The organism is Kordia sp. E (assembly GCF_056033805.1).
Genome location: NZ_JBRASR010000004.1, coordinates 404,437 through 430,268 on the forward strand (window position 1 = coordinate 404,437; position 25,832 = coordinate 430,268).

The following is a 25,832-nucleotide window of genomic DNA, read 5'->3' on the forward strand; positions in this document are numbered from 1 at the left end:
AGTACCGATTTCCGAACTACAAAAACTATTCTGAAAAGTACGTTTGCATAAATTTATAAATCAAAAAAAATGCGAACACTAAAAAATTATCTATTACTATGTATTCTAATGTTATGTGCTGTTGCCATGGCTCAAACTAAAGTAATTTCGTTTGAGAATGTGAATGTAGTACCTATGAATATTGATACCATAATTCCTAATCAAAGAGTACTTATAGCAAATGGCAAAATATTGAAAATTGAACCCGCTTCCAAAACGATAACCAATCGTATAGATATTACAATTGATGCCTCAGGCAACTATTTAATGCCTGGTTTAGTAGAAACACATTATCATCTACAAAACAATATTGAAAATGAGTTCAAACTCTTAATTGCAAACGGAATAACCGCTGCAAGAAACATGGCAGAATATAATGGTCAGGATCATATAAAAATAAGAGAGCTTGCTCAAAGTAATACCATTCTATCTCCTCATTATTATACTACTGGACCTTATCTAAAAAGGAATCATTTTAGTCATATCGATTCTGTTGAAACCATCGTAAAATATCATAAAAAAAGAGGGTACGACTATTTAAAAATTGCAGACAATCTTCCTAAAAACATATATGTAAAGCTACTAGAAGTTGCTCAAAGAGAAAAAGTTGAAGTCGTTGGGCATGGGCAAAGAAAACTACCTTTAGAATTCTCTTTAAGAATGAAATCAATTGCGCATGTAGAGGAGTTTATGAACATTTTCACCGAAGAAGAGAAGAACTCAAATATGTTTTTAATGCAGAAAGCAAAAGAAATTAAAACAAGTGGCATTTATGTCTCTCCAACGCTTGGAATATTTGAAATGATTAGTCGATATGCAGATAAGACTAAATCAGAGATCTTGAATAACGACAAAAATATCAAGTATCTCCCAAAACACTATTCGGATTATTGGAGATCTGACAAAATTAACTATAGACAAAACGCATGGTTTACTGAAAAAGAATCGTTAATTCGACTTGAAAAGGAATTAGAATGGCAAAAGAAATTTACATTACTACTACATAAGCAAGGCGTACCATTAATGGCTGGAAGCGATACATATGGTTTATTTCTTCCTGGTTTTTCTCTTCATCATGAATTAGAGTTAATACAGAGTTCAGGACTTTCAAACTACGAAACACTTAAAACCGCTACCGTAAATCCAGCTCGTTATTTAAATACAATCTCCCAAAGTGGAACTGTTTCTGAAGGAAAACTAGCCGATTTAGTTTTATTAGAAAAAAATCCGCTAGAAGATATTAGAAATACAAAGACAATTATAGGTGTTGTTATTAAAGGAAAGTGGCTTGATAGAGAAAAACTGAATAAAATATTAGTAGACGTTGAAAACTCAACCAAATAAAACGAGCTACATGCATTGCTGTTTATTTCTTTAAATTCTATAGTATTTTATGGAAAACCGCATTGCATAGCTGTAATCTTTGTTTTACATTTACAGGGAATAACGGGAAATTGCTATAAACTAAGTTCCTGTTATTCCTTAAAATTGGTATGAAAACAGGAATTCCTGTTATACATACGTTAGCCACAAGCAAGACAGACCGAAATGGCAGAAGATAAACCAAGACTAACAAGATTGACAGCAATCATTACTCAATTACAATCAAAACGAATTGTAACTGCAAAAGAAATTGCGGAAAAACATAATGTTAGTATTAGAACAATTTATCGAGATATTAGAACACTTGAAAAATCAGGAATTCCAATTGTAATTGAAGAAGGAAAAGGATATTCTATAATGGATGGTTATAAAATTCCACCAGTAATGTTTACCCAAGAAGAAGCAAATGCACTTATTACGGCTGAACAATTAATAAAAAAAAATAAAGACCAATCTTTAACTGAACATTATGAAAGTGCCATAATAAAAATCAAGTCAGTTTTAAAATACTCACAAAAAGAAAAAACAGAAATACTAACCGACAGATTACAAGTTCGTAACAATAATAAAAACGAAAAAACAAGTAACTATCTAATTGAACTTCAATCCACTATTTCAAATTATCAAATAGTGAAAATTGATTACTTGTCATTAGAAAACAATAAAAGTCAAAGAGAAATAGAACCTTTTGCACTTTACACAACACAAGATAATTGGGTGCTTATCGCATTTTGTAAACTAAAAAATAATTTTAGAGCATTTAGACTTGATTGCATTGAAAAATTAGAGGTTTTAGAACAACATTTTGAACCTCATAATATGACTTTAGAAGAATATCTTGAAAAATGTAGAGAAAAATACAAAACCACCCCTGACACACCTTTGTCACAAGTCAATTTATCTTTGCATTAAATCAAAAAATAAATAAAGATGCAAACAGTAAAAATTAAACCTTTTAACATTATCGGAATTTCGATAAGAACAACAAACGAAAATGGACAAGCCTCTCAAGAAATTGCAGAGTTATGGCAAAAATTTATGTCCGAAACCATAGTTTCTAAAATTCCGAACAAAATAAGTAATGATGTTTATTCATTATACACGGATTACGAAAGCGACCACACAAAACCTTACACAACAATTTTGGGATGTAAAGTGGAGAGTTTAGACAACATACCAAATGGAATGGTTGGCAGTTCTTTTAAAGGAGGAACCTATATTAAAACTTTTGCAAAAGGAGATTTAATGCAAGGTTTGATTGTAAACCATTGGTCAAAAATATTTGAGATGGACTTAGAAAGAATTTATTCAGCAGACTTTGAAGTTTTCGGAGAAAAAGCACAAAATCCGTCAGATGCTGAAGTGGATTTTTATGTGTCAATTAAAAGTTAACTAAAAAAATATGCAAATAAAAAAGTTTGAATTAAAATCAGACCCAAGAGTAGAAACAGTTTTTGCAAATTATCCCGACTTTGTTCGGGATAAAATGCATTTTTTGAGAGAGTTGGTAATAGAAACGGCAGAAGAAATTCCAGAAATCACAAAATTAGAAGAAACTTTAAAATGGGGAGAACCGAGTTTTTTAGCAAAAAACGGAAGTACTTTAAGAATGGATTGGAAAGCAAAATCACCTGACCAATATGCAATGTATTTTAAATGTACAAGTAGATTAGTTGATACTTTTAGATTAGTTTTCGATAACAAATTTCAATTTGAAGGAAGCCGAGCAATTGTATTTCAACTTAATGAGAATATACCTATTGAAGAATTAAAAGAATGTATAAAAGCAACATTAACATATCACAAGGTTAAGCAATTGATGACATTAGGAATCTGAAAAAAATGCCAGTGGCTAACAATGTATAAAAAACATAGGGCGTTAGTGCTAAACCGAAAGGTCTGTGTGTATTTACAAAGTTCGCTAAATATAAAATTTGGCATTTAAAAAGAAAAGATAAAAGCAAAATATTTATATTTAGCTAAGTAATAAACCGAAACGAAAGTGCTTATCACCTGCCCTACGTTTCTTATACTAAACGTTGGATGAAATTAAATCAACAACAATTGAATGAATAAAAAGAAGCTAGAATATCCTGCAAAAATCATAACCAAATACACTGAATCATTTGCGAGTTTTTGGCAACAAATTCAAAGATCAGAATCACTTATGAGCTATTTAGAAGTTGGAAACAAGCTAATTATAAGTAACAATGACAAGGCAAGAGAATATTATTCAAGTATTTATGATCATGTATACAACCCCAAAATTGCAAAAAAAAGCTTGAATGAAAATTTAGATAGCCTTTTAAATGTGAAATTTTATGAAATTCACTTAAGTTCAATGATATACGTAAATTCAATTGATAACTTTATTACTTATTTTAAAGATGTTCTTTCAGAAGTTGTCGTGGCAAAACCTCAAGTTTTGAAATCTCAAGAATCTGAAAAAATAGACTTCATTTTGGAACATAAATCAATGGATGATTTAATTAATTCTATTGCTAGTAAAAAGATTGAGGAACTATTTTATAAAGGAATTAAAGACATTGAAAAATTCTTTCAAAGTAGATTGGGGTTGGATATTTTTAAGACTGATGTTCAAAGAAAAAATATTAATTTTCATATTAAACAGCGAAATTTAACGGTGCACAATAAAAGAAAAATTTCAAAAGAGTTTGCTAAACAATTTCCTGAGTTTGAAAATGATATTGGTCAATACTTAAATTTCGAATTCAAGTATGTTTCAAAAATGAATTTAATATTATTCAATTTTCTAGCAACATTAGACGAAGAGATTGCTCAAAAGTTTAAACTTAAAACAATAAATACACATACTTAAACTACGCTCAAAAACGTGTACAGTTCACGGTGCTTAAAGATCGGTCGTGGATTTCTAGCGAAATCCAGCTACTCTTCACTCCTTTTTGCTAGCTTTAGTACTTAAACACACACCGAAATCATACACAAAACCATTACCTCAACACCCAAAAAACCACATCCATTGAAATTTAAAATCTTTCTATCACTATTCTTCATCTTTGGCTTCTTCTTTTTTAGAAAAGTCGGACCAATACTTGTTGGGAAACTCAAAGACTTTCATATCAAAAACAATACTGGATTGGTTGAAAAAGCACCTATCATATTTAAAATCTTCGATGTGTTTTTTAAACTGTCAGCAATAATTTGCTTGGTCTATGTCGTTCTTATTTGGACAGGCTTTATAACTATTCCTGCAGAGTAAATCATAATAAATCATTTCCTACGCAACGCCTTCGACCGTACCTTCACTACCTGATTATACTGTCGTACCAATTCATAAATTTGATGATACAATTGTGCATATACTACGTTTGAATTCAAAATTTTAAAGGCTTTAATACGTTCAACCAAGGCACGATAAACTACTTTGGTAGCTGCACGCAAACTTGTAAAACTAGGCGTTTCATTAGCTGACATTTCGGAAACTCGCGCTAAATATTGTTTGCCAAACGCTGTATTTACGTCTTGTAGTGCAGTCACCCATTCAGACAAATGTAACAGTGCTACGGCTTCCTGCAAATAGGTTTCTGTTTCCCATTCGGTCAACATATGGGCTATATTGGCGGTTTGTGCTTGATATCCCATACGATTTACTTCCTTTCCATAACTCTGTAGGTGAAACAACAATCGTTTGGCTGCTTCTTGTATCGTTGGGTTAAAATGATATGCATTCCCTTTTAACAAATGCTTAATGCCTATATACAAATTGTCGCGCTCAACATCTAAATTTTCCAATACCTCAGCACTCTTTTGATACTGTTCTGGCTCAAATGCGATTGCCAAAGTTTCTATACTCAATGTCAATGCCTGCTGTTGTTCGGTAAGTGCTAACAAAGACACATCAGTATTATTTACCAACTCCAATACGTTTTTCATAAACTGTAAAAACTCGCTATTTCGGTAATCTCTAAACATTGGTTCTCTAAACTTGCTCATACGATGGAATTCTTAATCATTTAACTCTTTAAAGTACTTTTTATACTATTTTCTCAATAAAATAACTCAGGGATTAAATATACAATAATGTATTTAACTTTCCTGAACTTAGGAATGATTCTAACTAGTATGTTATTAACTTCCCTGAATTCAGGGAATACTATTGTAAAGTTGTAACTAACTTTCCTGAGTTCAGGAAACGTTCCTGCAACTCTGTGTCTAACTTTCCTGAACTGTGGAAATGCTCCTGCAAACAAGTAACTAAGCTTCCTGTGAAAACAAATCCTATACACTTTTCTGTTTTATCGTATGAAATACTAAAAAATCAATGAAGCATCCAAGGAATCGTTTGCAAGCGTATCAGATTATGCATAAGCATCACTTTTTTGAGATTTACTTCTCAATTCCATCCCTAATGCAACATATTAGTTAGAATACTTCAAAAATATACTAGGAATTGAACGTTAAGAGCTAACAGAAAACGAGAATAAATGATATATTTGATACTTCGGCAAGCTCAGCATCCTTAAATTAGGAACGAGTTGGTGAATCAACAAATTAACGACATCCAAAAGCGAAGCGACCAAAAGCCTAACACCAAAAACCCAACAACCATGCTCCTCGAAATCTGTGCTAACTCTTATGAATCTGCTATAAATGCCGAGAAAGCTGGCGCGCATCGTATTGAACTATGTTCAGAATTAGCCATTGGTGGCATTACTCCTTCGTATGGTTTGCTCAAAAAAGTAATGGCAGATTTAAAAATCCCTGTGCAAGTACTAATTCGTCCAAGAAGTGGCGACTTTACCTATTCGCGTAGTGAATTTGAAATCATGAAGGAAAATATTATTTTCTGTAAAGAATTGGGTTGTGCAGGAATAGTTTCAGGAGTTTTATTGCAGGATCAAACGATTGATCAAACACGTACAAAAGAATTAATTGAATTGGCAAAACCAATGACATTCACCTTTCATCGTGGATTTGATTGGACGCCAGATCCATTAGAAGCCGTATTACAACTAGCCGTTTTAGGTGTAGATCGTGTGTTGACTTCCGGACAAGAATCAAGTGCTGAAAAAGGTATTTTATTATTGCAAGAACTACAAGAAATTGTAGAAAACGAATTGATTGTGATGCCAGGCGGCGGAATTAACGCAACTAATGCCAAGCTATTTAAAGAAAGTGACTTTCAAGAAATTCATTGTTCGGCTACAAGCATTCATCAATCTATCAACAATCCTAAAATTAGCATGAATAGTCCTAACCTATTCAACGATACTCGAATTGCGACTTCCAATAAAGAAAAAATTAGACAAATTTTAGAACGTATTAATCCCAATCATGAATAAATTTTTTACGCTTTTAGCAGCATTGCTTTTGATCAGCTGTGCTAAAGATGATCGACCGACAACGGCAACTATTCACCAAAACTGGGAATTTAAACAACAAAAAGATACTGCTTGGAATGCTGCAACCATTCCCGGAAATGTATATTCTGATTTGTTAGCGCATAAAAAAATTCCAGATCCATTTTTGGGTTCAAACGAACTCAATGTACAATGGGTTCCAACAAAGAATTGGGAATATCAGACTACATTTACGCTTGACGAAGAAACCTTAGAAAAATCACATATCGAACTTACATTTGAAGGTTTAGATACCTATGCAAGTATCTATATGAACGATTCATTACTAGGTAAAACTGACAATGCGTTCCGTACATGGAAGTTTGACATTAAAAAAACTGCAAAAGCAACGAACTCATTGCGTATTGAATTTCAAAAAACAAGCATTCACGAAGACAAAGAAGCAGCTAACTTAGCTTATTTATTACCACCTGGAGCGCGTGTATTTACTAGAAAAGCACAGTTTCAATATGGTTGGGATTGGGGACCAATTGTAAATACTGCTGGAATTTGGAAACCAATTACCATTACTTCTTGGAACAATATAAAATTGGATGATGTCTACTTTAAACAAGAAAAACTAACCGATTCGCTTGCACTACTTTCTGTGGAATATACGATTTCATCGGATGAAGACATTGAAGAAACTACATTTGAAATTAAGTTCGATAACACAATTCAAAAAACGACAGCGCCTGTAAAAAAAGGAACGCACACATACACCACAAAACTTGAAGTCAAGAATCCGAAACGTTGGTGGACACATAATTTAGGTGAACCGTATTTGTATGAATTTGACATTACACTAAAACAAGGAAGAGATTTAAAAGCACAGCAAAAAGCAAAAGTTGGCTTACGAACTATTGAATTAATTACAGAAAAAGACACAAAAGGAGAAACTTTCTATTTTAAATTGAATGGCGTTCCTGTGTTTATGAAAGGTGCCAATTACATTCCACAACACAGCATGCAAGATAAAGTGACGGATGCACATTATAAAAAACTCTTACACGATGTGGTAGATAGTAACATGAACATGTTACGTGTTTGGGGCGGCGGAATTTATGAAAATGATATTTTTTACGAATTATGTGATGAAAAAGGAATTTTAGTGTGGCAAGATTTTATGTTTGCTTGCGCGATGTATCCTGGCGACAAGGCATTTTTAGAAAACGTAGAAAAAGAAGCGATCGATCAAGTAAAGCGATTACGAAACTATGCTTCTGTTGGACTTTGGTGTGGAAACAACGAAAACAATGAAGCTTGGCATCGTTGGGGCTGGCAAGCTGATAAAACGGAAGCACAGAAGAAAGAAATATGGACAAGTTATTTAGCCGTTTTTGATAGTATTTTACCAAAAACTGTAGCGAAACTAAATCCTGAAATATCCTATTGGGAAAGTTCTCCTAGATTAGGACGCGGCGATCCACAATCGCAATTTGAAGGTGATGCACACGATTGGGGCGTTTGGCACGATGCCTTACCTTTTGAACGTTTTGAGCAAAAAGTACCGCGTTTTATGAGTGAATTCGGGTTTCAATCATTTCCTTCCTATGAAGCCATTCGGAAATTTACCGGAGAAGACAGTATTGACATTAATCATGATAGTTACATAACGCATCAAAAACATCCGAGAGGTTTTAAGCTCATTCGTGAATACATGGAACGTGATTATCCTATTCCAACATTGGGCGAAGACTATGTGTATATGAGTCAACTTACGCAAGCCAAAGGAATGACCATGGGAATGGAAGCACAACGTCGTGCCATGCCGTATTGTATGGGAAGTTTGTATTGGCAATTAAATGATTGCTGGCCAGTTGTTTCATGGTCGAGCATAGATTTTATGGGGAATTGGAAAGCCTTGCATTACAAAACCAAAAAATCGTTTGAAGACGTGTTGATTTCTTCTGTTGTGGAAAATGACACTATTAAAACCTATATCGTTTCTGATAGATTAGAACCAATACAAGGTGATTTCTTTCTTGACTTTATAGATTTCAATGGAGAAAACATTCACAATGTGCAACAACAATTAACGATTGCACCTAATACGAGTCAACTTATTGCGCAGACTCCACTTTATCATATCAAAGCAGATGTAAGTGATTATGTGATGAGAGGAACTTTTGTTTCGACGCCGCTCAGCGAAAACCTATTAACTACGGTAAAAGCTTCTTCCCTATTCTATTTGACAAAACCAAAAGATTTAAAACTACCGCAACAAGATGTTGCTACCAATATCACAAAAACTGAAGATGGATTTACCATAGAAGTTTCTGCAAAGACATTACAAAAAGATGTGTTTTTACATACCAAAGCAAAAGGTCATTTTTCGGATAACTTCTTTGATGTATTGCCAAACGAAACGGTTACTATAACCTTTATAACCAAAGCTACGACTATTGATGATTTAGCAATTAAAACATTGAATGGAATGAAGTAAATAATTGTACAACATTCGCATTACAAAAATACTCATCTTAGTAAAAATAAGCGAATTACCTGAATTACAGTTATTTATAAATTTATACTATATTTGGATAACCGCCATAATTAAAATAACCGCAATGCGTATATTAGGGCGTTGTGGTGCATTAAAAAAAACTCACAAGAAACAAAATGGCTACTAAGAAAAAAGGGCAATTAACTACCTCACCTGAATGGGCTAAACATTTACGAAAGTATATGAAAAAGCAATTTTGGAAAGGAGAGCGAAATGCGGAAAAAAAATTGATTCACGAAGAGCTTTATAAAACTGATAATTTACTATGGCAGTTTAATGAATTAACTAAAAACCTGATTTCAATGTCAATGCCTTTAGAGAAACAAATTGATTTTTATGGACTTGGAGCAACAGCGGACGAAATGCTAGAAGATTTCTATAGTTATTATACTTTAAATAAATCAAGATTCTTTGATAAAGAACTCATAAATGAAGAAATAAAAAATTCTTTAGATGATATTGAGAATCTGACTAATAAATGGACTTCTGAAAAAAATGAAGACTTCTGGTTCGAAATGGCTAAATATGAAAATGATTGGAACATTTTGCGTGAAATTGCTAAATCGACTTTAAAACAAATGGAATTAGACAATCTAACTGTTGAAATAAAACACAAAAATGAGACTGAAAACGGACAAATAATTCAACAAAGCACGAAAATTAAATTAATAGAAAAATAACGACACCACAACAACGTGTATAACCAATTACTTGGTTTGTGTGTACTCGGAAAATCCTGCGGATTTTCCTACTGGTTCGTTTTCTTTTTGTTAACTTAGTTCTCGCCAACGCAACTAGCCATACACAAACACGTTGGCACCAATTTTAAAAACGATATGAATAAAATTTTAGTAATAGCTATCCTATTAATAACGACTCAAAATTTAATTTCTCAAACTGCACAGGAACTGAACTCTAAAGGGATTGAATTTGCGAAAAAAGGTAAAATAGATAAAGCATTCTCAATTTTTGAAAAAGCAATAAAACTTTATCCAGATTCACCAGGACCATATTCAAATAGAGGAAATGTGTACCGAATGAGAAAAGAATATGAATTAGCTATATCTGATTATTCTAAATCTATAGAATTAAATCCTGAAAACTTAAGTGTCCTTTATGCAAGAGCCAACACTTATATGGACAATAACAACTTTGAAATGGCAATTTCTGACTATTCAAAAATCATTGAGAAAAAACCATCTTTCTCAAATATATACTTTGACAGAGCTTATGCCAATATAAGATTGGAGAAATATGAGAATGCAAAAACTGATTTAGAATCTCAATTGGAAATAACACCAAAGGATTTCAAGTCATTAGCGAATCTGATAAACATAAAAAAGAAATTAGAATTGTTTAATGAAGCATTAGCGGATTATCAAAAGATAGTGACTGAATTTCCGAATCAGCCAAACCTTCACATTCTTTATAACAATTGGGCAAGTCTTTATAGAGAAATTGAGAAACCAAAAGAAGCATTATCAAAAATCAATAAAGCCTTGAAGTTGAAAAAGAACTATGATATTGGACTTTTCAATAGAGCAGGTATTTATTTGGAACTTGGCGAGGAAAAAGATGCTTGTAAAGATTTTAAGAAAGCACTTAAGTTAGACCTTGAAAAGAATGAGCATTTTGAGGCTGATGAAGATTTTGAGGAGCTTAAAAAATTATGTGAATAAAAACTGGTGCCAACACCGTATATAATTTATTGCTAGTTCTAGCCTACTTACGAAAATCCTCTCAGATTTTCTATTCGGTTTATATTTGCTAAATTTAGTGCTTAAAACACGCAACGAAATCATATACAAACACGTTGTACGCAAGCTAAAAATGAACCAAATTGACAAGAAAATGAACCAATAGGAAAACCCTATACAATTTGTAAAAACTATCTTTACAAGAAAATAAAATGGTACAAGACTATAAAACCATAGACTTATTTGGCAAGTTACTATTTGAAACCATTATTTTAAAGCCACCTTACAAAAAGCCCAATTTAATGCCAAACGAAGCTTGTTTTTTGTATATTCTAAAAGGTGAATACGATTCTATTTCTGAAACTGAAAGGCTTCGTATTGAAGCAGAAGAATCGCTTTTAATGAAATGTGGCAATTACACATGTAATATGTTGCCTTCTAAAACTTCAGATACGTATCAAGCACTTGCAGTTCATTTCTACCCAGAAATACTATTAAAAATCTATGAAAACAAACTTCCAGATTTTCTATCACAAAATATCACTCTAGATATTGGAATGTCAAAACTAAATAGTGATATATTAGTTCGGAAATATATTGAAGGTATTTTGTTTTATTTTGAAAACCCAAATTTGGTTACAGAAGAGATACTCATTTTAAAGCTCAAGGAAATCATCTTATTGTTAAATCAAACTAAAAGCGCACCAGCAATCAGATCTATACTTTCTAACCTATTCAGTCCAAACTCACATTCATTTAGAGAAATTGTAAAAGCTCATTATTATGAAAATATTACATTGGAAGAACTGGCTATCTTAAATAATCAAAGTTTATCTACTTTTAAGAGAGAATTCAAAAAAATATATAACTCATCACCAGCAACTTACTTGCGAGAAAAAAAGTTAGAAAAATCTAAAGAACTTCTTGTTTCCACAGACTTAAGAGCCACAGATATAGCATATGAATGTGGGTTTTCAAATGTTTCTCATTTTTCAAAAACATTTAAAAATAAACATGGTATTTCACCGTCAATATTTAAGTTGACCCATTTAGACAAATCTTTGAGCTAATCCTAAAACACTTACTTCTTTACTGTTCTCATCTTTGCATCACATTAAAAAAACATGTAAATATGAAAACAGTACTTATTACAGGGTCAAGTAACGGATTTGGTTATTTATCTACATTAACATTAGCCAGAAAAGGGTATAATGTTTGGGCAACAATGCGAGATGTCAATGGAAAAAACAAAGCAAAAAAAGAAGAGTTTAAAGCTATAGCTCTCAAAGAAAACATTTCAATTACCGTAGCAGAATTAGACGTAACTAGTGATAAATCTACTAATGATTTGGTAGATAGAATCAATAACGAAGAACCAAAAGGTTTAGACATTTTAATTAACAATGCCGGTATTATGTATGTTGGTATTACAGAGGCATACAGTTTAGAGCAAGCACAAGAGCAATTTGACACCAACTTCTTTGGCGTAATCAGAACCTCAAAAGCCTTTCTTCCATTATTAAAAAAATCAACTGATGGGCTAATTATTAATATTTCATCATTAGCAGGACGATTAGTATTTCCTTATTTCGGAATTTATTGCGCAAGTAAATTTGCTTTGGAAGCCTACTCTGAATCATTAAAATATGAATTAAAACCTTTTGGTGTCGATGTTTCAATTATTGAGCCAGGACCTTATCCTTCAGGTTTATTGTTTAGCGGACCAAAAGAAGATGATTTAACTGCTTTAGAAAGTTATGGCGAAATGGCTGATGTACCAAAGGCAATGCTTCAAAATTTTGAGCAATTTTTTAAAAGTGATGAAGCGCCAAATCCACAAGAAATTCCAGATGCTATTTTAAATCTAATTGAATCACAAAAAGAAAATAGGCCTATAAGACAAGCTGTAGGAATAGATTATAACACAAATGAATTGAATAGTAAAACAAACCCAATTCAAGAAAATCTAGTAAAAGAAGCCTTACAAATGGGGCATTTAATTTAAAAAAACAATCATGAAACAATTAAAAAAACTAGCAAGTTTTATTTTACTAGTATCATTATTAATATCCTGTGTTACTAAAACACAAAAATCTAATAACAACACAGAAAAAACAGATAAGATGAATACAAAAAATCAAGAAATAGTAAACGTTGCATTAATGTACATAAAAGATGGCGAGGAAGCACGGTTTGAAGAATACAAAGAAAAAGGGGGGGCAATTTTAGAAAAACATGGTGGTAAAATTGAACGTATCATCAAACCAAAAATGTTAGCAGAAGGCGATTTAGAAATGCCTGATGAAATCCATTTTGCCACTTATCCAAGTATTGAAGTGTTTAATAAATTCAATGAAGATCCAGAATTTATTAAAATAAGAAATGAGTATGCGATTCCTGCTCTTAAAGATATTTCTGTTTTTACAAGTAAGAATACTGATTTTGAATTTAAGAGAGAACATGGTGATAAAAGCAAAACTTATGGTGTGGCATTAATTTACTTTAAAGAAGGAAAAGAAAAACAATTTGAAAATTACCATGATGAAGTATGTGAAATAATGCCAGAATTTGGTACTCATTTCGAACGGTTTATAGCGCCATTTCAATCTAAAGGAAGCGTAGAACAGCCAGATGAAATTCATCGTTTCTATTTTGATTCTATGGAAGGGTTACAACAAATGGGAACTGATGAACGTATGCAAGCATTGTTCCCTAAAAGAGATGCTTCATTAAAAAATCTATACTTTTTTATTGGCGAAGCTAGTTTATAATAAGATATAGCTAATAAAGAAATCAGCCAGCGTACAACAACGTGTATAAGCAATAGCGATTTGAGTTTAATTCAAATCGCTATTCTTTTTTATTTTGTAAATTACTTTTTGAAAAAGTAGTGCTTTTAATTCGCTACTACTCATACACAAACACGCTGTATGCAATTAAACAAAATGACAGATAAAGGAAAAATTAAAGAACTTAATCAGCGAATTGATGAAGTTCTCTATTATGAATGGGATCCAATCGGAGTATCTGACGAAACTTGTGCAAGAGCAGAGTATAGTTCTTACACAATGACAATATTAAAATACGTATTAAAAGGAGATTTAAACCAAATAGCAAATCAGTTAAGCAAAATAGAGACGGCTTCAATGGGATTGACGTCAGACAAAGACCGTAATCTAAAAGTAGCTCAAAGGCTTTTGGACTATAAATATGCTGTTGAAGAAGAACTTAAATAAATATGGATAACGAAAAGAACGAGGTAATAACAAAGAAAGTGGGTTACGAAGCAATGCTCTATTGTATAAAAGCTTATTGGAAAAATAGTGGCTCGAATGATTTAACGGATATTCTAAGTGGTGGTGAATATTGGAAAGGCACAAATGAACCAGCTGATTCGGCTTTTTGGGAATATTGGACAGAAGCGATTGAGAAAGTCAAATCAGATGGACCAATGTATAAAGAATTAAAATAGAAATAATAACTGCACACAACACCGTGTATAATTAATTGCTTTGGCAAGTGCCTATTTGGAAAATTCCTTCGGAATTTTCTCGCGTTCGTTTTTGTTTACTAAATTAGTTGCTCAAACACGCAACTAACCATACACAATCACGTTGTGCGTAATATTCATTGAATGAAATTATATAATTTAATCCATGAAAGTGGAAAAAGAATAATTTACTTCCCACTAAGTCAATTTAGCAGAGTAACTGTAGATAAAACTAAACACAGTTTTGGAAATAAGAAATTTAAAAGGCTTGTAAATCAGAGTTTAAAACCCTTGCTTGAACAAAATGGTTTTCTTGGAAAAGACTACTTTTATTACAGATTAAAAAACAACAATTTAGAAACTATATTATTAGGAACATCTCCATACGGAAAAGCTATTTGTATAAATGCCGAAATAAAAAAATATAATGGGAATATAGAATTACTAAGTTTAGAGGAAATCGATTCACTGGAATCTATATCTCCAACTCCACAAGGATGGAAAAGGTTAAGTCCAGATCAAAAAGACTGTTGGTGGAAATTCAGAGCGACTGAAATTGAAAATAAAAAAGTAATAAAAGAAGTTTTTAAATTAATTGAATTAGAAGGAGAAAAGTATTTCAGAAAATATAATAAGTAATACTACACACAACAACGTGTATATTTAATTGCTATAGCTGGCTAAGACGAAGGTCCTTCCCTCCTTTTTTGTATATTGTTACTGCGGAAAATTAATCGCGTGCTTGACCGCAACAAACCATACACGAACACGTTGTGCATAATTTGAGAAACAGTCCCTTTGACTAAAATTTTACGCTAAATCATACTAATTTGGAATGAGTAACAAAACCATTACAATTGAAAATTTTGAAGAACTCACTACTAAAATGAAAACAATGGAATTCTCTGTTGAGTGGAGAGTTACCTCTGATATTGGTCCAGATTGGATAGGAAGTTATAGAATAATAGATTTTTATTTAAATGAACTTATCTTGAGTGAAACAAATTTTTGTAAAAGTTTAAAAGATAAATTAATCAAAATAATACCAATCCCAAATGAAAGTAAAGACCATGTAATTACTGGAGATGGCGACATTACTTTAGAAAATAAACAACTTGAAATATATTATTCGTGGGAAAAAGCAATTCCTTATGACAATCCGAGTGAATATAAAGAAGAGAAAGTGTTATTTTACCCTTGATATTAAAAATAAAAAACTATGCACAACAACGTGTATAGATAATTGCTGGTTTTGTGTGTACTCGGAAAATCCTACGGATTTTCCTCTGGTTCGTTTTCTTTTACTAACTTAGTTCTAGCCAACGCAACTAATCATACACAAACACGTTGTGTACCATTAGAGAACTAACTTCACAGATAAGAACAAAATTTTGAATCACAACCACTCGTATTTTAAGTACAAAGACTTCATCGTTATTGAAAAAATGAGGACAAGTATGTCATTTAAGTATGAAGCTGTTTTTCAAGATAGAGGTTGCTTTATATACTTTAAAAACGGCAATACTAAATTACTTTCTAGTGAACATAAAGTCGATATAAAAGGACAAGAAGCTGTATTATTAAAATGTGGAAGTAACTTTCTCGAAATACTTAAAAACAATCAAAGTGAAGCGTTAGAAACCATTACCATTCATCTGTTTCCAGAACTGCTTAAAGAAATTTACAAAGGTGAATTGCCAACAGCTATTTTAAATCGTGGAAAAGGCAATCAAAGTATAAAAATAGCTTCTAACGATATCATAACGAAGTTTGTCGATTCTTTAGAATTCTATTTTGAAAACCCAACTTTGGTTAATAATGATTTACTAGAGCTAAAAGTTAAAGAATTAATTTTAATCCTCATTCAAACTAATTATATAGATTCTGTACAAGAACTAATTGCCGATTTATACAATACCAAAACCTTAAAACTAAATGAAGTTGTTGCTTTACATACATTTTCTAATCTTTCAGTAGATGAACTGGCTAAACTTTGTAATATGAGCCTTTCATCCTTTAAAAGGGCTTTTAGAATCTTTTTCAATGACAGTCCAAACAACTACCTCAATACCAAAAAAATTAATAAAGCTAAAGAGTTATTACAAGTAAGTGAATTGAAAATTAGCGACATTGCTTACGAAATCGGCTTTAATGATCCGCTATACTTTACACGTTTATTCAAAAAACGTATTGGTCTTTCACCATCTGAATTCCGACTACAACATACTAGTTGAACCTTTTGTCCATATCATTGGCCGTTTTCTGCATTTTAACACTTAAATGTAAGCTTACTTTTGTTCTAGATTATTTAATAGACAAGACAATGAAAAAAGTATTAAGCCTTTTAGCAATGAGTATAATTGCATTTAGTATCAATGCTCAAAACGTACAATCACAAATTAATAACAATTTGAAAACAAAAAAAATGGACAAAGAAAACACAGAATTACAGAGTTTTAATGAGTATAAAGATGTTGAAAAAGCCTTAGAACCATATATTAAAAGTGCTAAGTCTGGAGACGGGAAATTAAGTCGGTCTGCATTTTATGACCACGCACATATTATCGGTTCCGTAGAAGGTCAAATTTATAATATGACTGCTGACGAATTTGGTGGTGCGGTTAATGAAGGTGGACCTTCAAAAAACGTTCAATCTCATATTGCTTGGATTGATATTTCTGGACCAGCGGCAGCTGCAAAAGTCGAATTTTATGATTGGAATGGATTTCGATTTACTGATTTCTTTGTCTTATTTAAAAAAGATGGAGAATGGAAAATAAGCGGTAAGGTTTACGATTCTCATAATAAAAATTAAACTTGAAAAAGTCAAACTCATTTAAAATATTAACATTTGAGCGATAAAATAACGGTACACAACAATGTATAAAAGTAATAGCGGTTTGGGTTTTAATCCAAATCGTTTTTGCATTTAATTAAGTATATTGCTATCTGAAAGTAGGTGCCTTTTAATCCGCTACTACTCTTATACGAGACGTTGTAGTGCATTTGACAAACCAATGAACATTGTTGAAAAAAATAGAGATTTTAACCAACCAATAATTTGGAATGGTGATTTGAAAGACGACTGCACAGCGAAATGGTCAGGTCTAATGTTGCGTGCAGAATGGATGGACGAAGATTATTGGTGGTGGTGTGTTTACGATATGCTTGACAACCAAAACCAAATTGATAGTTCTAATGAATATGATGAACGATTTATTGGTGGAGAAGTTGCGAGAAGCAAAGCGGAAGAAATAGCAAAAGATTATTTGAAAAGCGAATTAATCTCTGAATTAAAAAAATCTGACATAGAAATAGATTTTGACAAATTGATTTCGGATTTAAAAAATATTGGAATTGTACCAGCTGAAACGATTATGGTTCTAATTAAAGATTTTGGATTTGAATACTCTGACGCAAAAAACAAAGTATTCGATTCACCTGATTGGAATGGATTACGAGAACAATCTGAAATATTGACTCAAGCATTTTTGGATGTTGGAGCGGAAGATGCTGATGATGTTGAATATTATGAAGATGGACACGTAAAGTCAATAACTTTTGATTTGACAAAAGAGGATACTGAAAATGAAAAACAAACTTTTTGGAAAAGAATAAAATCGAAATTTAAATAAAAAAACGCACTACAACACCGTGTATAATTCATTGCTAGTACTAGCCTACTTACGAAAATCCTTGCGGATTTTCTATTCGGTTTATATTTGCTAAATTTAGTGCTTAAATACGCAACAAACCATATACAAACACGTTACCAGTAATTAGATGACAAACGAAAATCAAATATTAAATTGGTTAATGATTGGAATATCTCAATCTCCATTCAGCCTGAATGAAGTCTTTTATTTAGACAAAAATAATAATGAGTTTTTTTCTATTTTGGCTACTGATTACTTTATGCTCGATGAAGATTTAGAAATAGCTAAAAATACCACCACGACATATTCTAACCAAAATGAAAACAGCATAGTTAAGAGAATACAAAGAATAGAAAATGATGATAAAGAAATAATTGAAATACCAAGATTGTCATATAATGAAAGAAAAAAAATACTAATTGAATTCCTTGATTCTATTAATGATGAGAAAGAAAAAGAAAGAATTACTAACCTGTATATTAATATTGAGTCAGAAACACCAGATATGAGAAATCTTTTTAATCGAAGATTTGAAATAGAAAGTGATAAAAACACAGTTGAAAAATGGAATGCTCTAAAAAATGAGATTTTATTGACAAAGGCAGAGTCTTTTGTAAATTTAAATAACATCAATTTATCGAACACAAAAATTTGGGAAGTTGAAGAAAAAGGAACTATAAATATTGACCTTACCAAAGATGATAAAGGAAAAATGTTAAACAATAAGAATGATAAATGGTGGGAATTCTGGAAGTAAAAAACTACGGGTAACACGGTGTATAAAACATAGCTAATAAGTGCTTAACCGAAAGGTTTGTATATATTTATAAAGTCCGCCAAATTTTTAATTTGGTTTTTAAAAGAGAGAAATTAAAAATAAAATATAAAAATTCGGCTCTGTGTTAATCCGAAAAATTAGTATCTTTTTACACGCTACGTTTCATACACAATACCGTTGGCAATAATATGAAAAGACGAACCAGAATAATAATTGCAATTGCATTTCTTCTCACTTCACTTTTGAGTAGCTTTTATTTTTTGCCTAAAGAATCTGAATTATACTTGAAAAGTGATATATCCGAATTACGCAGTTCTATTTTGCCGATCTCAATTTTATTATCCATTGTTTTAGCATTCATCATTGCTTTTCATAAATCTGAATTTAATGGTGGAAAATGGTCTAAAGTTATTTACATAGGATACATTGGAATTACAAGCTATCTGATTTTGAATTTGACTTCTGACTTATTAACTACTATTGCTCTGAAAACGAACAGAATATCAAAAAACGAAACTGTGAATAAAAATTTCGTTATGAGTACATTCACCGTAACAACCAATGGAGAATTAACGAAATCTGGACCTTGGGTTATTAAATCTGAAAATAAATATGAAGTTCGTGGGAGAATTAAAGATAAATCATACGAAGATGATGTTGACGGAATATTTATGGGCAAAAATGATTATTCAAAAATTGAACATAAAGAAGAATTCATAATTACTTTATCAAATGGACTTTTCGGAATTCCTTATGAACCAATAATAAATGAGTAAAATACTATTGCCAACAACGTATAAAATTAATTGCTGGTAAAAGCCTACTTACGAAAGTCCTCGCGGACTTTCTATCTGTGATTTATTTGCTAACTTTAGTGCTTAAACACGCAACTAATCTTATACAAACACGTTGTAATTATAAATGAACATCTACAAAGCATTCTTACTTACTGCTATTATAATTGGATTCGATTATGGCTTGAACTACGGAATTACCCATTTGTTCATATTGTATTTTGAATCTAATGATTCCATAGAAATTCTTGAAACTTTATCTCAAACCATCGGCATAATTAGTATTCTGTTTACTTTGATTACTTATTTTATTGTCATCAAATTTTTTAAAGTGACATCGGTATGGAATAAAGAAACATTCAACACTAAATCAATAAAAGCAAGTCACCTAATTTATCTAATAATTATTGCTACTGGACTAGAATTTATGGAAAGACCATTCTTTGACTTTAAATTAATTTTAGATAAAATAAACAGTATTCCTCTTGAGCCATATTCCTATTATGAAAGAGATAATATTACTCTCGTTTATCTTGGTATTTCTTCATTAATTGTAGCACCGATATTCGAAGAAATCATTTTTCGTAAGCATATGTTTACAAAATTAGCGCAAAAGTATACGTTGAACACATCAATTTTAATCTCTAGTTTTTGCTTTTCCTTAATTCATCTTCCAAGCTATAGAAACTTATTGCCAACATTTATTTTTGGAATTATTTGTTGTCTGATCTACATTAAAACTAAACGAATAATTTATACTATTACACTTCATTTTATCGGAAATTTAAGTTGGTTAATATTAATCATGTTTGGCGAAAAGTATTATAGTTGGATATATAGGTATGAATTTGGATTTATGTATTGGACAGTGGTATGTTTTGGATTATTACTCGTTATACTTGGGTTAAGAAAAATAACTACAGCTAACAAAGTGTATAATTAATTGCTTTGATCGTTGCCTATTTGGAAAATTCCTTCGGAATTTTCTCGCGTTCGTTTTTGTTTACTAAATTAGTTGCTTAAACACGCAACTAACCATACACAAACACGTTGGCAGTAATTAGAAAAATGACGAACAAAATAGATAATATAGAAAAAAAAGAATACGAAAGTGTAGTTAAACTTTGGGAATCTTCAGTTCGAGCAACGCATCACTTCCTAAAAGAAGAAGATATTGAATATTTTAAACCACTAATTTTAAATACTTATTTAGATGCGGTTGAATTGAAATGTATAAGAAATAATGACAACAAAATAGTTGGTTTTCTTGGAGTAGCTGACCAAAACTTGGAAATGTTATTTATTCACCCTGAATATAGAGGGAAAAGAATCGGAAAAACACTTTTAGATTATTCAATTGACCAATTAGGTGTAACAAAAGTTGATGTAAATGAACAGAATAAACAAGCAGTCGGATTTTACAAACATTGCGGATTTGAAACTATAAACCGTTCTGAATTGGATTCTTCAGGAAAACCTTATCCAACTTTACATATGGAATTAAAAAAATGCGAGAATGATAAGAGAGTTAAAAAACTCAGATATTAAAGGTTTAAATCAGCTTCCTCCTTTTGAATGGCAATTTGACTATGAAGCTTTTTTAAGAAACTTTATAAACGAAGACTTTTTTTATGCTTTTATATTATTTAAAGACAATAAAATTGTAGGGACAGGAAATGTTTTACTGAAAGGAAAAACTGGATGGCTTGGGAATATTATAGTAGATAAGAATTATAGAGGTAAAGGTTTAGGTTATGAAATGACAAAATTTCTTGTTAGTTTTTTAGAAAATAAGAGATGTGAGACACAATTATTGATTGCTACTAAACTTGGAGAAAGTGTATATAAAAGAATTGGGTTTAGAAAACTGACAGAATATCATAGTTTTGATTCAAAGGTTGACAATTATTTTAAATATACTAATTCAATAAGAAAGTTAGAATTATCAGATTTAAAAAACGTTTACAAATTAGACTTGGAAACAAATTCAGAGGACAGGGCTCATTTGATTGATAAATTTCATAATAATGGATTTGGATATTTTAATCCTGATAATGAATTATTAGGGTTTTATCTACCCGAATTCGGTCAAGGATTAATTTTATCTAAAGACAAAAAAGCAGGTATTGAACTATTAAAACTAAAACATTCTACTAAAGGAAAAAGGACATTATTACCTGTTGAAAACCAAAATGGAATGAAACTATTAGAGCAAATAGGATTAATAAAAGGCGAAATAAGCTCAAGAATGATTTTAGGAAAAGAGAATAAGTGGATACCAAATAATATATACTCATATGGAAGTGGGTATTGCGGATAAAAACTACTGCCAACACCGTATATAATTTATTGCTAGTGCAAGCCTACTTACGAAAATCCTCGCGGACTTTGAATATGTGATTTATTTGCTAACTTTAGTGCTTAAACCACGCAACTAATCTTATATAAACACGTTGTGTATAAGCTGAACAAACCAATAAACATTAAAAATAAATCACTAAGTTTTCAATACCAATACAGTCGAATTTTCACTTTCGGTCTGAATAGAAAAAAGTTTCTATGCTTACCTAAAAGTAATAGCTTATTTGCGTCAAATAATTCGAGAAATTACATTTATTGCTCTCGGATTTATATTATTTTCTTGTGGATAATTTTTTTCTAGAATTATCGAAGAGTTTATAAACGGAAATGAAATTACAACGGAATTTATACTTGTGTTTTTTGTAGCTCATCCAATTGTTGCGACTATCGGATTACGACAATTTTTGTGGCTGATTTGATTAATGGACGACAAGAATTACGGATTAAGAATTGAAAAATGACATTAACTAAAAAAGGAACTTTTCTAAATATACCTGAATATAAAATGAAACACGTAGACGTAATAATAATTAGTTGGGCAAAAGATGATTCTCTACTTCAAGTAACTAAGGATGGTTTAGATTCATTATTCAAATCTGAAAGCGAAGATATTCAATTCCATGCTTATATTGTTGAATCAAATCCTGATGTAAACTACGATCATTTTAATCGAACTTATAAGAGACATACTGCAACTACAATACATCCAATTGTTCCTTTCGGATATCATAGATATTTGAATATTGGCAGAAAGGAAGGTATCTCTCCGTATGTAGTGCTATGTAATTCTGATTTGACTTATGAAAAGAATTGGGCTTCTAAGATAATTGAGGTGATGGATGCCAATCCAAAATACCTTTCTGCCTCACCATGGTGCCCACAAACCCAAGGTGATAATACACCAAATGCCGGAAATATATTTGAAGGTTACCAAATAAGAGGTGAATTAGCAGGATGGTGTATATTTCAACAAAGAAAAATCTACGATATCTTAGGCGAATTAGATGAACAATTTACTTTCTGGTATTGTGATAATGATTATGCAATGGAATTACAAAAAAATGGAATCTCACATTGTTTAGTTGCCGATTCTATTGTAAATCATCATAATAATCATTTAGGAGATACAGGTAGTATTTTAACAGCTGAGCAACAACATGAAATAACATATGCTCAATCTGAAATATTTCAAAAAAAGTGGAATTAATAACGGAAATCAATAACCTAAAAAAAAGCCTACGCACAATACCGTATAAAATTAATTGCTAGTACGCTCCTACTTACAAAAATTCTCGCAGATTTTCTATTCGTTTTTATTTGCTAAATTAGGTGCTTAAACCACGCAACTAATCTTATACAAGCACGTTGTGGGTAATTTAACGCAACCTTTTAAATCAAAACACATCTAGTTAATAAAAACTATGAAAGTCACTATAAATTTCTCAATACTAATAATAGCATTAATAATGTTTACATCTTGTGGTAAAGACACGTTTGAAGCAGGTGGAATTGAAACTAGAGTCTTTGGAAGAATATATGATAATACAAACGATTTACCAGTTAGTAATCAAAAGCTTTTAATCAGTGAATGGAATTCAGTACCGCAAATTAGCCCTGGACCAAATGATGATTTTGTTCAATTTTTAGACTCTACTTATACGGATTCAGATGGTTATTACGATTTAAGTTTTATAACAAGTGGAAGAGGAGATTTATATTTTATTGATTATGAAAATGATAATTCATTATGGACGTATTACAGAGACCGTGTAGAAATAGAGGACTTAGGTAATGACAAAGAGGTTAACTATGAGTTTTTACATTTATATCCTGTTAATTTACTTATTACTTTAGACTCAGATGTAGAGTATCTTTCAATACGAATTAGTCCTGGATTTTCATCTTTTACGTCATCCGACTGGTTAACCGAAACGAATGTTCAATATACTAGACAAATTTTTACCAATAAAAATACAGAAGAACAAATACGATTTTTCAGAACAAAACCTGATGGGCTTTATCAAATAGCAACCTTTACTGTACCAGCAACAAACACGAATGAATTAACTGAATTTGAAATTATAATTACAAACGATGACTTTATCGATTTCTAAAAAACTGCCTACAACAATGGCTCATATATCAAACGTTGACGTAATTTAAGCATGAATTAAATCCTTAAAATTATTCAACTAGAAAACTAGTAATTCATTCTTTTCAATACTATACCTTTATTCCTTTTCAGTAACAATATTTAAACTGAATCGTCCTCTTATTAATACACTAACAATTAATCTCTTTGAAATAAGATATGCTAAATATTAAAGCTATTTCACCATTTGCTTTAGGATTGCTTATTGTTTCCATTATTGGTCTGATAATGCAAATACCATTCGATAAAGTCATTTCAGAAGTGCATTTCTCAAATTTTCAAATTGAATATTTGGTGTTAACAGTAAAAATGTTATTAATTTTCATTTTTAGCTTGATACTTATAAATACCCTAAAAGAGAAGGCATTAGCTGGCTTGTCAACACACTATAAATGGTCTTTCAAGTTCATTAACTTAATACCTTTTTACCTTTTCATACTAGGCATTATAACTTTTATAGGTAAAGACCTAACACAAATAAGCATCTATAATCTATTGTTAATATTTTTTGCTTGCTTAATGGTAGGTTTCGCAGAGGAGTTTATATTTAGAGGGTTCTTACAACCTCTTTTTATACAAAAATACATAGCGCATAAAAATGGCCTCTTTTTAGGTGTATTATTTCCTGCTTTATTTTTTGGAGCTTCACATCTACTAAACTTAACAGTTAATGATAACATTCCTCAAGTAATCGGACAATCAATTTATGCTGTTTTTATTGGGTTCTTTTTTGGAGTAGCATTACTAAAAACAAACAAGTTAATACCGCTTGCAATCACACATGGACTCATCAACTTTTTCTTCTTATTTAGTACGCTTCCAAACTTAAATAATATTACAGATATTGATAGAGAAACTACACTAGAAATAACTCTTGCAGAACAGATATCAGCTACTATTGTACCACTTTTTATTTTTCTACCATTGTTTATTATTGGTCTTATAGTACTTCGAAAAATAAAAAAAGAGCAAGTTCTCGAAAAAATAAATCTTTAAATATTAAATTATAAAATTGGGATGCTTAATACTGATCACTTCTTTTGATTAACGGTATTAAGTAAATAACGCCTGCAACTTGGACTATGATTAATATATAATTTAATGAAATGCTAACTTTAAAACTCTACCTCAAGATCGCCTAATCATAAATATGTATCTCAGCAAAAGACTAAGTTTTGAGAGACAAACCTTAAAAAAGCGAACCGAAGTTCGCTCGTAGGATACATACTTTAGCAACCTAAAGTGAAAATGTGGCATTCAAGTTGTTGAGTTTCACAAACAATATGTGAATCTCCAGTTGGAATATTGCAAATCTCAGGAATAAATGTGAAACATAAATCTGAAAGTCCTGGTGGCGGTGGCGGTGGCATGCCTCCTTTAGCACGATCAAGATTAGAAATAGGTGTTTTGTTTAATCTTAAAGATGTAAGGTTCTTTTTTTTCATGATTAAATGGTTTAAAAGTTAATAAAGAACAATCTTATAAAATTAAAACTTGAACCATTTACGGAAAACCCGTAATTAACATTTAAACAATAGTAGATATTTGTATTGTTATTTAATAATTAGAAAGACATCATAAAATTTGATATTTTA

At 31.2% G+C, this 25,832-nt stretch carries 30 protein-coding genes; 28 read left to right on the forward strand and 2 right to left on the reverse strand.

Features of this window, described 5'->3' with window-relative positions; all coding sequences use genetic code 11:
• The first annotated feature begins 69 nt into the window (after window positions 1-69).
• The 6 genes from ACUUYC_RS21255 (at window position 70) to ACUUYC_RS21280 (ending at window position 4,663) form a co-directional block, all read left to right on the forward strand.
• Window positions 70-1,383: an amidohydrolase family protein gene (locus tag ACUUYC_RS21255; RefSeq protein WP_474269177.1), complete on the forward strand. Its 1,314-nt coding sequence runs from the start codon at window positions 70-72 to the stop codon at window positions 1,381-1,383.
• A gap of 204 nt (window positions 1,384-1,587) precedes the next feature.
• Window positions 1,588-2,334 (forward strand): helix-turn-helix transcriptional regulator, encoded by a 747-nt coding sequence (locus ACUUYC_RS21260; protein ID WP_474269179.1) that lies wholly within the window; start codon window positions 1,588-1,590, stop codon window positions 2,332-2,334.
• Window positions 2,335-2,352: 18 nt separating this feature from the next.
• The gene (locus ACUUYC_RS21265) at window positions 2,353-2,814 is read left to right on the forward strand and encodes a GyrI-like domain-containing protein (protein ID WP_474269180.1); all 462 of its coding nucleotides are present in this window, start codon (window positions 2,353-2,355) and stop codon (window positions 2,812-2,814) included.
• A 10-nt stretch (window positions 2,815-2,824) separates the two neighbouring features.
• A complete protein-coding gene (locus tag ACUUYC_RS21270; protein WP_474269182.1) occupies window positions 2,825-3,259 on the forward strand; it encodes a DUF1801 domain-containing protein in 435 nt (144 codons plus the stop codon).
• A 231-nt stretch (window positions 3,260-3,490) separates the two neighbouring features.
• A complete protein-coding gene (locus ACUUYC_RS21275) occupies window positions 3,491-4,261 on the forward strand; it encodes a hypothetical protein (protein ID WP_474269185.1) in 771 nt (256 codons plus the stop codon).
• 162 nt (window positions 4,262-4,423) lie between these two features.
• Window positions 4,424-4,663, forward strand: a complete 240-nt coding sequence (locus ACUUYC_RS21280; RefSeq protein ID WP_474269187.1) for a hypothetical protein — start codon at window positions 4,424-4,426, stop codon at window positions 4,661-4,663.
• Window positions 4,664-4,674: 11 nt separating this feature from the next.
• On the opposite strand, the gene ACUUYC_RS21285 is transcribed toward ACUUYC_RS21280, so the two are convergent.
• On the reverse strand, window positions 4,675-5,397 hold the full coding sequence (locus tag ACUUYC_RS21285; protein WP_474269190.1) for a DUF6261 family protein: 723 nt from the start codon (window positions 5,395-5,397) through the stop codon (window positions 4,675-4,677).
• Between the two features lie 614 nt (window positions 5,398-6,011).
• Between ACUUYC_RS21285 and ACUUYC_RS21290 the strand changes: the two genes are divergently transcribed.
• The 22 genes from ACUUYC_RS21290 to ACUUYC_RS21395 all read left to right on the forward strand — a co-directional run bounded on the left by ACUUYC_RS21290 (window position 6,012) and on the right by ACUUYC_RS21395 (window position 25,233).
• Window positions 6,012-6,746 (forward strand): copper homeostasis protein CutC, encoded by a 735-nt coding sequence (locus tag ACUUYC_RS21290; RefSeq protein ID WP_474269192.1) that lies wholly within the window; start codon window positions 6,012-6,014, stop codon window positions 6,744-6,746.
• Complete coding sequence (locus ACUUYC_RS21295; protein ID WP_474269194.1) at window positions 6,739-9,249, forward strand: beta-mannosidase; 2,511 nt, start codon at window positions 6,739-6,741, stop codon at window positions 9,247-9,249. The genes ACUUYC_RS21290 and ACUUYC_RS21295 overlap by 8 nt, the downstream gene beginning before the upstream one ends.
• A 176-nt stretch (window positions 9,250-9,425) precedes the next feature.
• Entirely contained in the window at window positions 9,426-9,989 is a 564-nt protein-coding gene (locus tag ACUUYC_RS21300) for a hypothetical protein (protein ID WP_474269195.1), read from the forward strand.
• 156 nt (window positions 9,990-10,145) lie between these two features.
• A complete protein-coding gene (locus tag ACUUYC_RS21305) occupies window positions 10,146-10,988 on the forward strand; it encodes a tetratricopeptide repeat protein (protein ID WP_474269196.1) in 843 nt (280 codons plus the stop codon).
• 230 nt (window positions 10,989-11,218) lie between these two features.
• On the forward strand, window positions 11,219-12,076 hold the full coding sequence (locus ACUUYC_RS21310) for a helix-turn-helix domain-containing protein (RefSeq protein WP_474269197.1): 858 nt from the start codon (window positions 11,219-11,221) through the stop codon (window positions 12,074-12,076).
• Between the two features lie 62 nt (window positions 12,077-12,138).
• Window positions 12,139-13,011: an SDR family oxidoreductase gene (locus tag ACUUYC_RS21315; protein WP_474269198.1), complete on the forward strand. Its 873-nt coding sequence runs from the start codon at window positions 12,139-12,141 to the stop codon at window positions 13,009-13,011.
• 10 nt (window positions 13,012-13,021) lie between these two features.
• The gene (locus ACUUYC_RS21320; RefSeq protein WP_474269200.1) at window positions 13,022-13,777 is read left to right on the forward strand and encodes a DUF1330 domain-containing protein; all 756 of its coding nucleotides are present in this window, start codon (window positions 13,022-13,024) and stop codon (window positions 13,775-13,777) included.
• 174 nt (window positions 13,778-13,951) lie between these two features.
• Window positions 13,952-14,242: a hypothetical protein gene (locus ACUUYC_RS21325; RefSeq protein ID WP_474269201.1), complete on the forward strand. Its 291-nt coding sequence runs from the start codon at window positions 13,952-13,954 to the stop codon at window positions 14,240-14,242.
• A 38-nt stretch (window positions 14,243-14,280) separates the two neighbouring features.
• On the forward strand, window positions 14,281-14,478 hold the full coding sequence (locus ACUUYC_RS21330) for a hypothetical protein (protein ID WP_474269202.1): 198 nt from the start codon (window positions 14,281-14,283) through the stop codon (window positions 14,476-14,478).
• A gap of 162 nt (window positions 14,479-14,640) precedes the next feature.
• Window positions 14,641-15,135 (forward strand): DUF4304 domain-containing protein, encoded by a 495-nt coding sequence (locus ACUUYC_RS21335; protein WP_474269204.1) that lies wholly within the window; start codon window positions 14,641-14,643, stop codon window positions 15,133-15,135.
• 196 nt (window positions 15,136-15,331) lie between these two features.
• Window positions 15,332-15,697: a hypothetical protein gene (locus ACUUYC_RS21340; protein ID WP_474269205.1), complete on the forward strand. Its 366-nt coding sequence runs from the start codon at window positions 15,332-15,334 to the stop codon at window positions 15,695-15,697.
• Window positions 15,698-15,953: 256 nt separating this feature from the next.
• On the forward strand, window positions 15,954-16,730 hold the full coding sequence (locus ACUUYC_RS21345) for a helix-turn-helix domain-containing protein (RefSeq protein ID WP_474269206.1): 777 nt from the start codon (window positions 15,954-15,956) through the stop codon (window positions 16,728-16,730).
• A gap of 116 nt (window positions 16,731-16,846) precedes the next feature.
• A complete protein-coding gene (locus ACUUYC_RS21350) occupies window positions 16,847-17,311 on the forward strand; it encodes a nuclear transport factor 2 family protein (RefSeq protein ID WP_474269208.1) in 465 nt (154 codons plus the stop codon).
• Between the two features lie 202 nt (window positions 17,312-17,513).
• Window positions 17,514-18,131 carry a hypothetical protein gene (locus ACUUYC_RS21355; RefSeq protein WP_474269209.1) on the forward strand — a complete coding sequence of 206 codons (618 nt, stop codon included), beginning with the start codon at window positions 17,514-17,516 and terminating at the stop codon, window positions 18,129-18,131.
• A 148-nt stretch (window positions 18,132-18,279) separates the two neighbouring features.
• On the forward strand, window positions 18,280-18,909 hold the full coding sequence (locus ACUUYC_RS21360) for a hypothetical protein (protein WP_474269211.1): 630 nt from the start codon (window positions 18,280-18,282) through the stop codon (window positions 18,907-18,909).
• A gap of 209 nt (window positions 18,910-19,118) precedes the next feature.
• The gene (locus ACUUYC_RS21365; RefSeq protein WP_474269213.1) at window positions 19,119-19,706 is read left to right on the forward strand and encodes a hypothetical protein; all 588 of its coding nucleotides are present in this window, start codon (window positions 19,119-19,121) and stop codon (window positions 19,704-19,706) included.
• A gap of 145 nt (window positions 19,707-19,851) precedes the next feature.
• Window positions 19,852-20,667: a lysostaphin resistance A-like protein gene (locus ACUUYC_RS21370; protein ID WP_474269215.1), complete on the forward strand. Its 816-nt coding sequence runs from the start codon at window positions 19,852-19,854 to the stop codon at window positions 20,665-20,667.
• Window positions 20,668-20,774: 107 nt separating this feature from the next.
• On the forward strand, window positions 20,775-21,272 hold the full coding sequence (locus tag ACUUYC_RS21375; protein WP_474269216.1) for a GNAT family N-acetyltransferase: 498 nt from the start codon (window positions 20,775-20,777) through the stop codon (window positions 21,270-21,272).
• Window positions 21,241-22,044 (forward strand): GNAT family N-acetyltransferase, encoded by an 804-nt coding sequence (locus tag ACUUYC_RS21380; protein WP_474269217.1) that lies wholly within the window; start codon window positions 21,241-21,243, stop codon window positions 22,042-22,044. Before ACUUYC_RS21375 ends, ACUUYC_RS21380 begins: the two co-directional genes overlap by 32 nt.
• Before the next feature lie 498 nt (window positions 22,045-22,542).
• The gene (locus ACUUYC_RS21385) at window positions 22,543-23,292 is read left to right on the forward strand and encodes a glycosyltransferase family protein (protein ID WP_474269220.1); all 750 of its coding nucleotides are present in this window, start codon (window positions 22,543-22,545) and stop codon (window positions 23,290-23,292) included.
• 214 nt (window positions 23,293-23,506) lie between these two features.
• The gene (locus ACUUYC_RS21390) at window positions 23,507-24,199 is read left to right on the forward strand and encodes a hypothetical protein (RefSeq protein ID WP_474269223.1); all 693 of its coding nucleotides are present in this window, start codon (window positions 23,507-23,509) and stop codon (window positions 24,197-24,199) included.
• A 197-nt stretch (window positions 24,200-24,396) separates the two neighbouring features.
• Entirely contained in the window at window positions 24,397-25,233 is an 837-nt protein-coding gene (locus ACUUYC_RS21395) for a lysostaphin resistance A-like protein (protein ID WP_474269225.1), read from the forward strand.
• Between the two features lie 233 nt (window positions 25,234-25,466).
• Here the strand turns inward: ACUUYC_RS21395 and ACUUYC_RS21400 are convergent, their stop codons facing one another.
• Window positions 25,467-25,682, reverse strand: coding sequence for a hypothetical protein (locus tag ACUUYC_RS21400; RefSeq protein WP_474269228.1), 216 nt, complete (start codon window positions 25,680-25,682; stop codon window positions 25,467-25,469).
• Window positions 25,683-25,832: the final 150 nt, after the last annotated feature.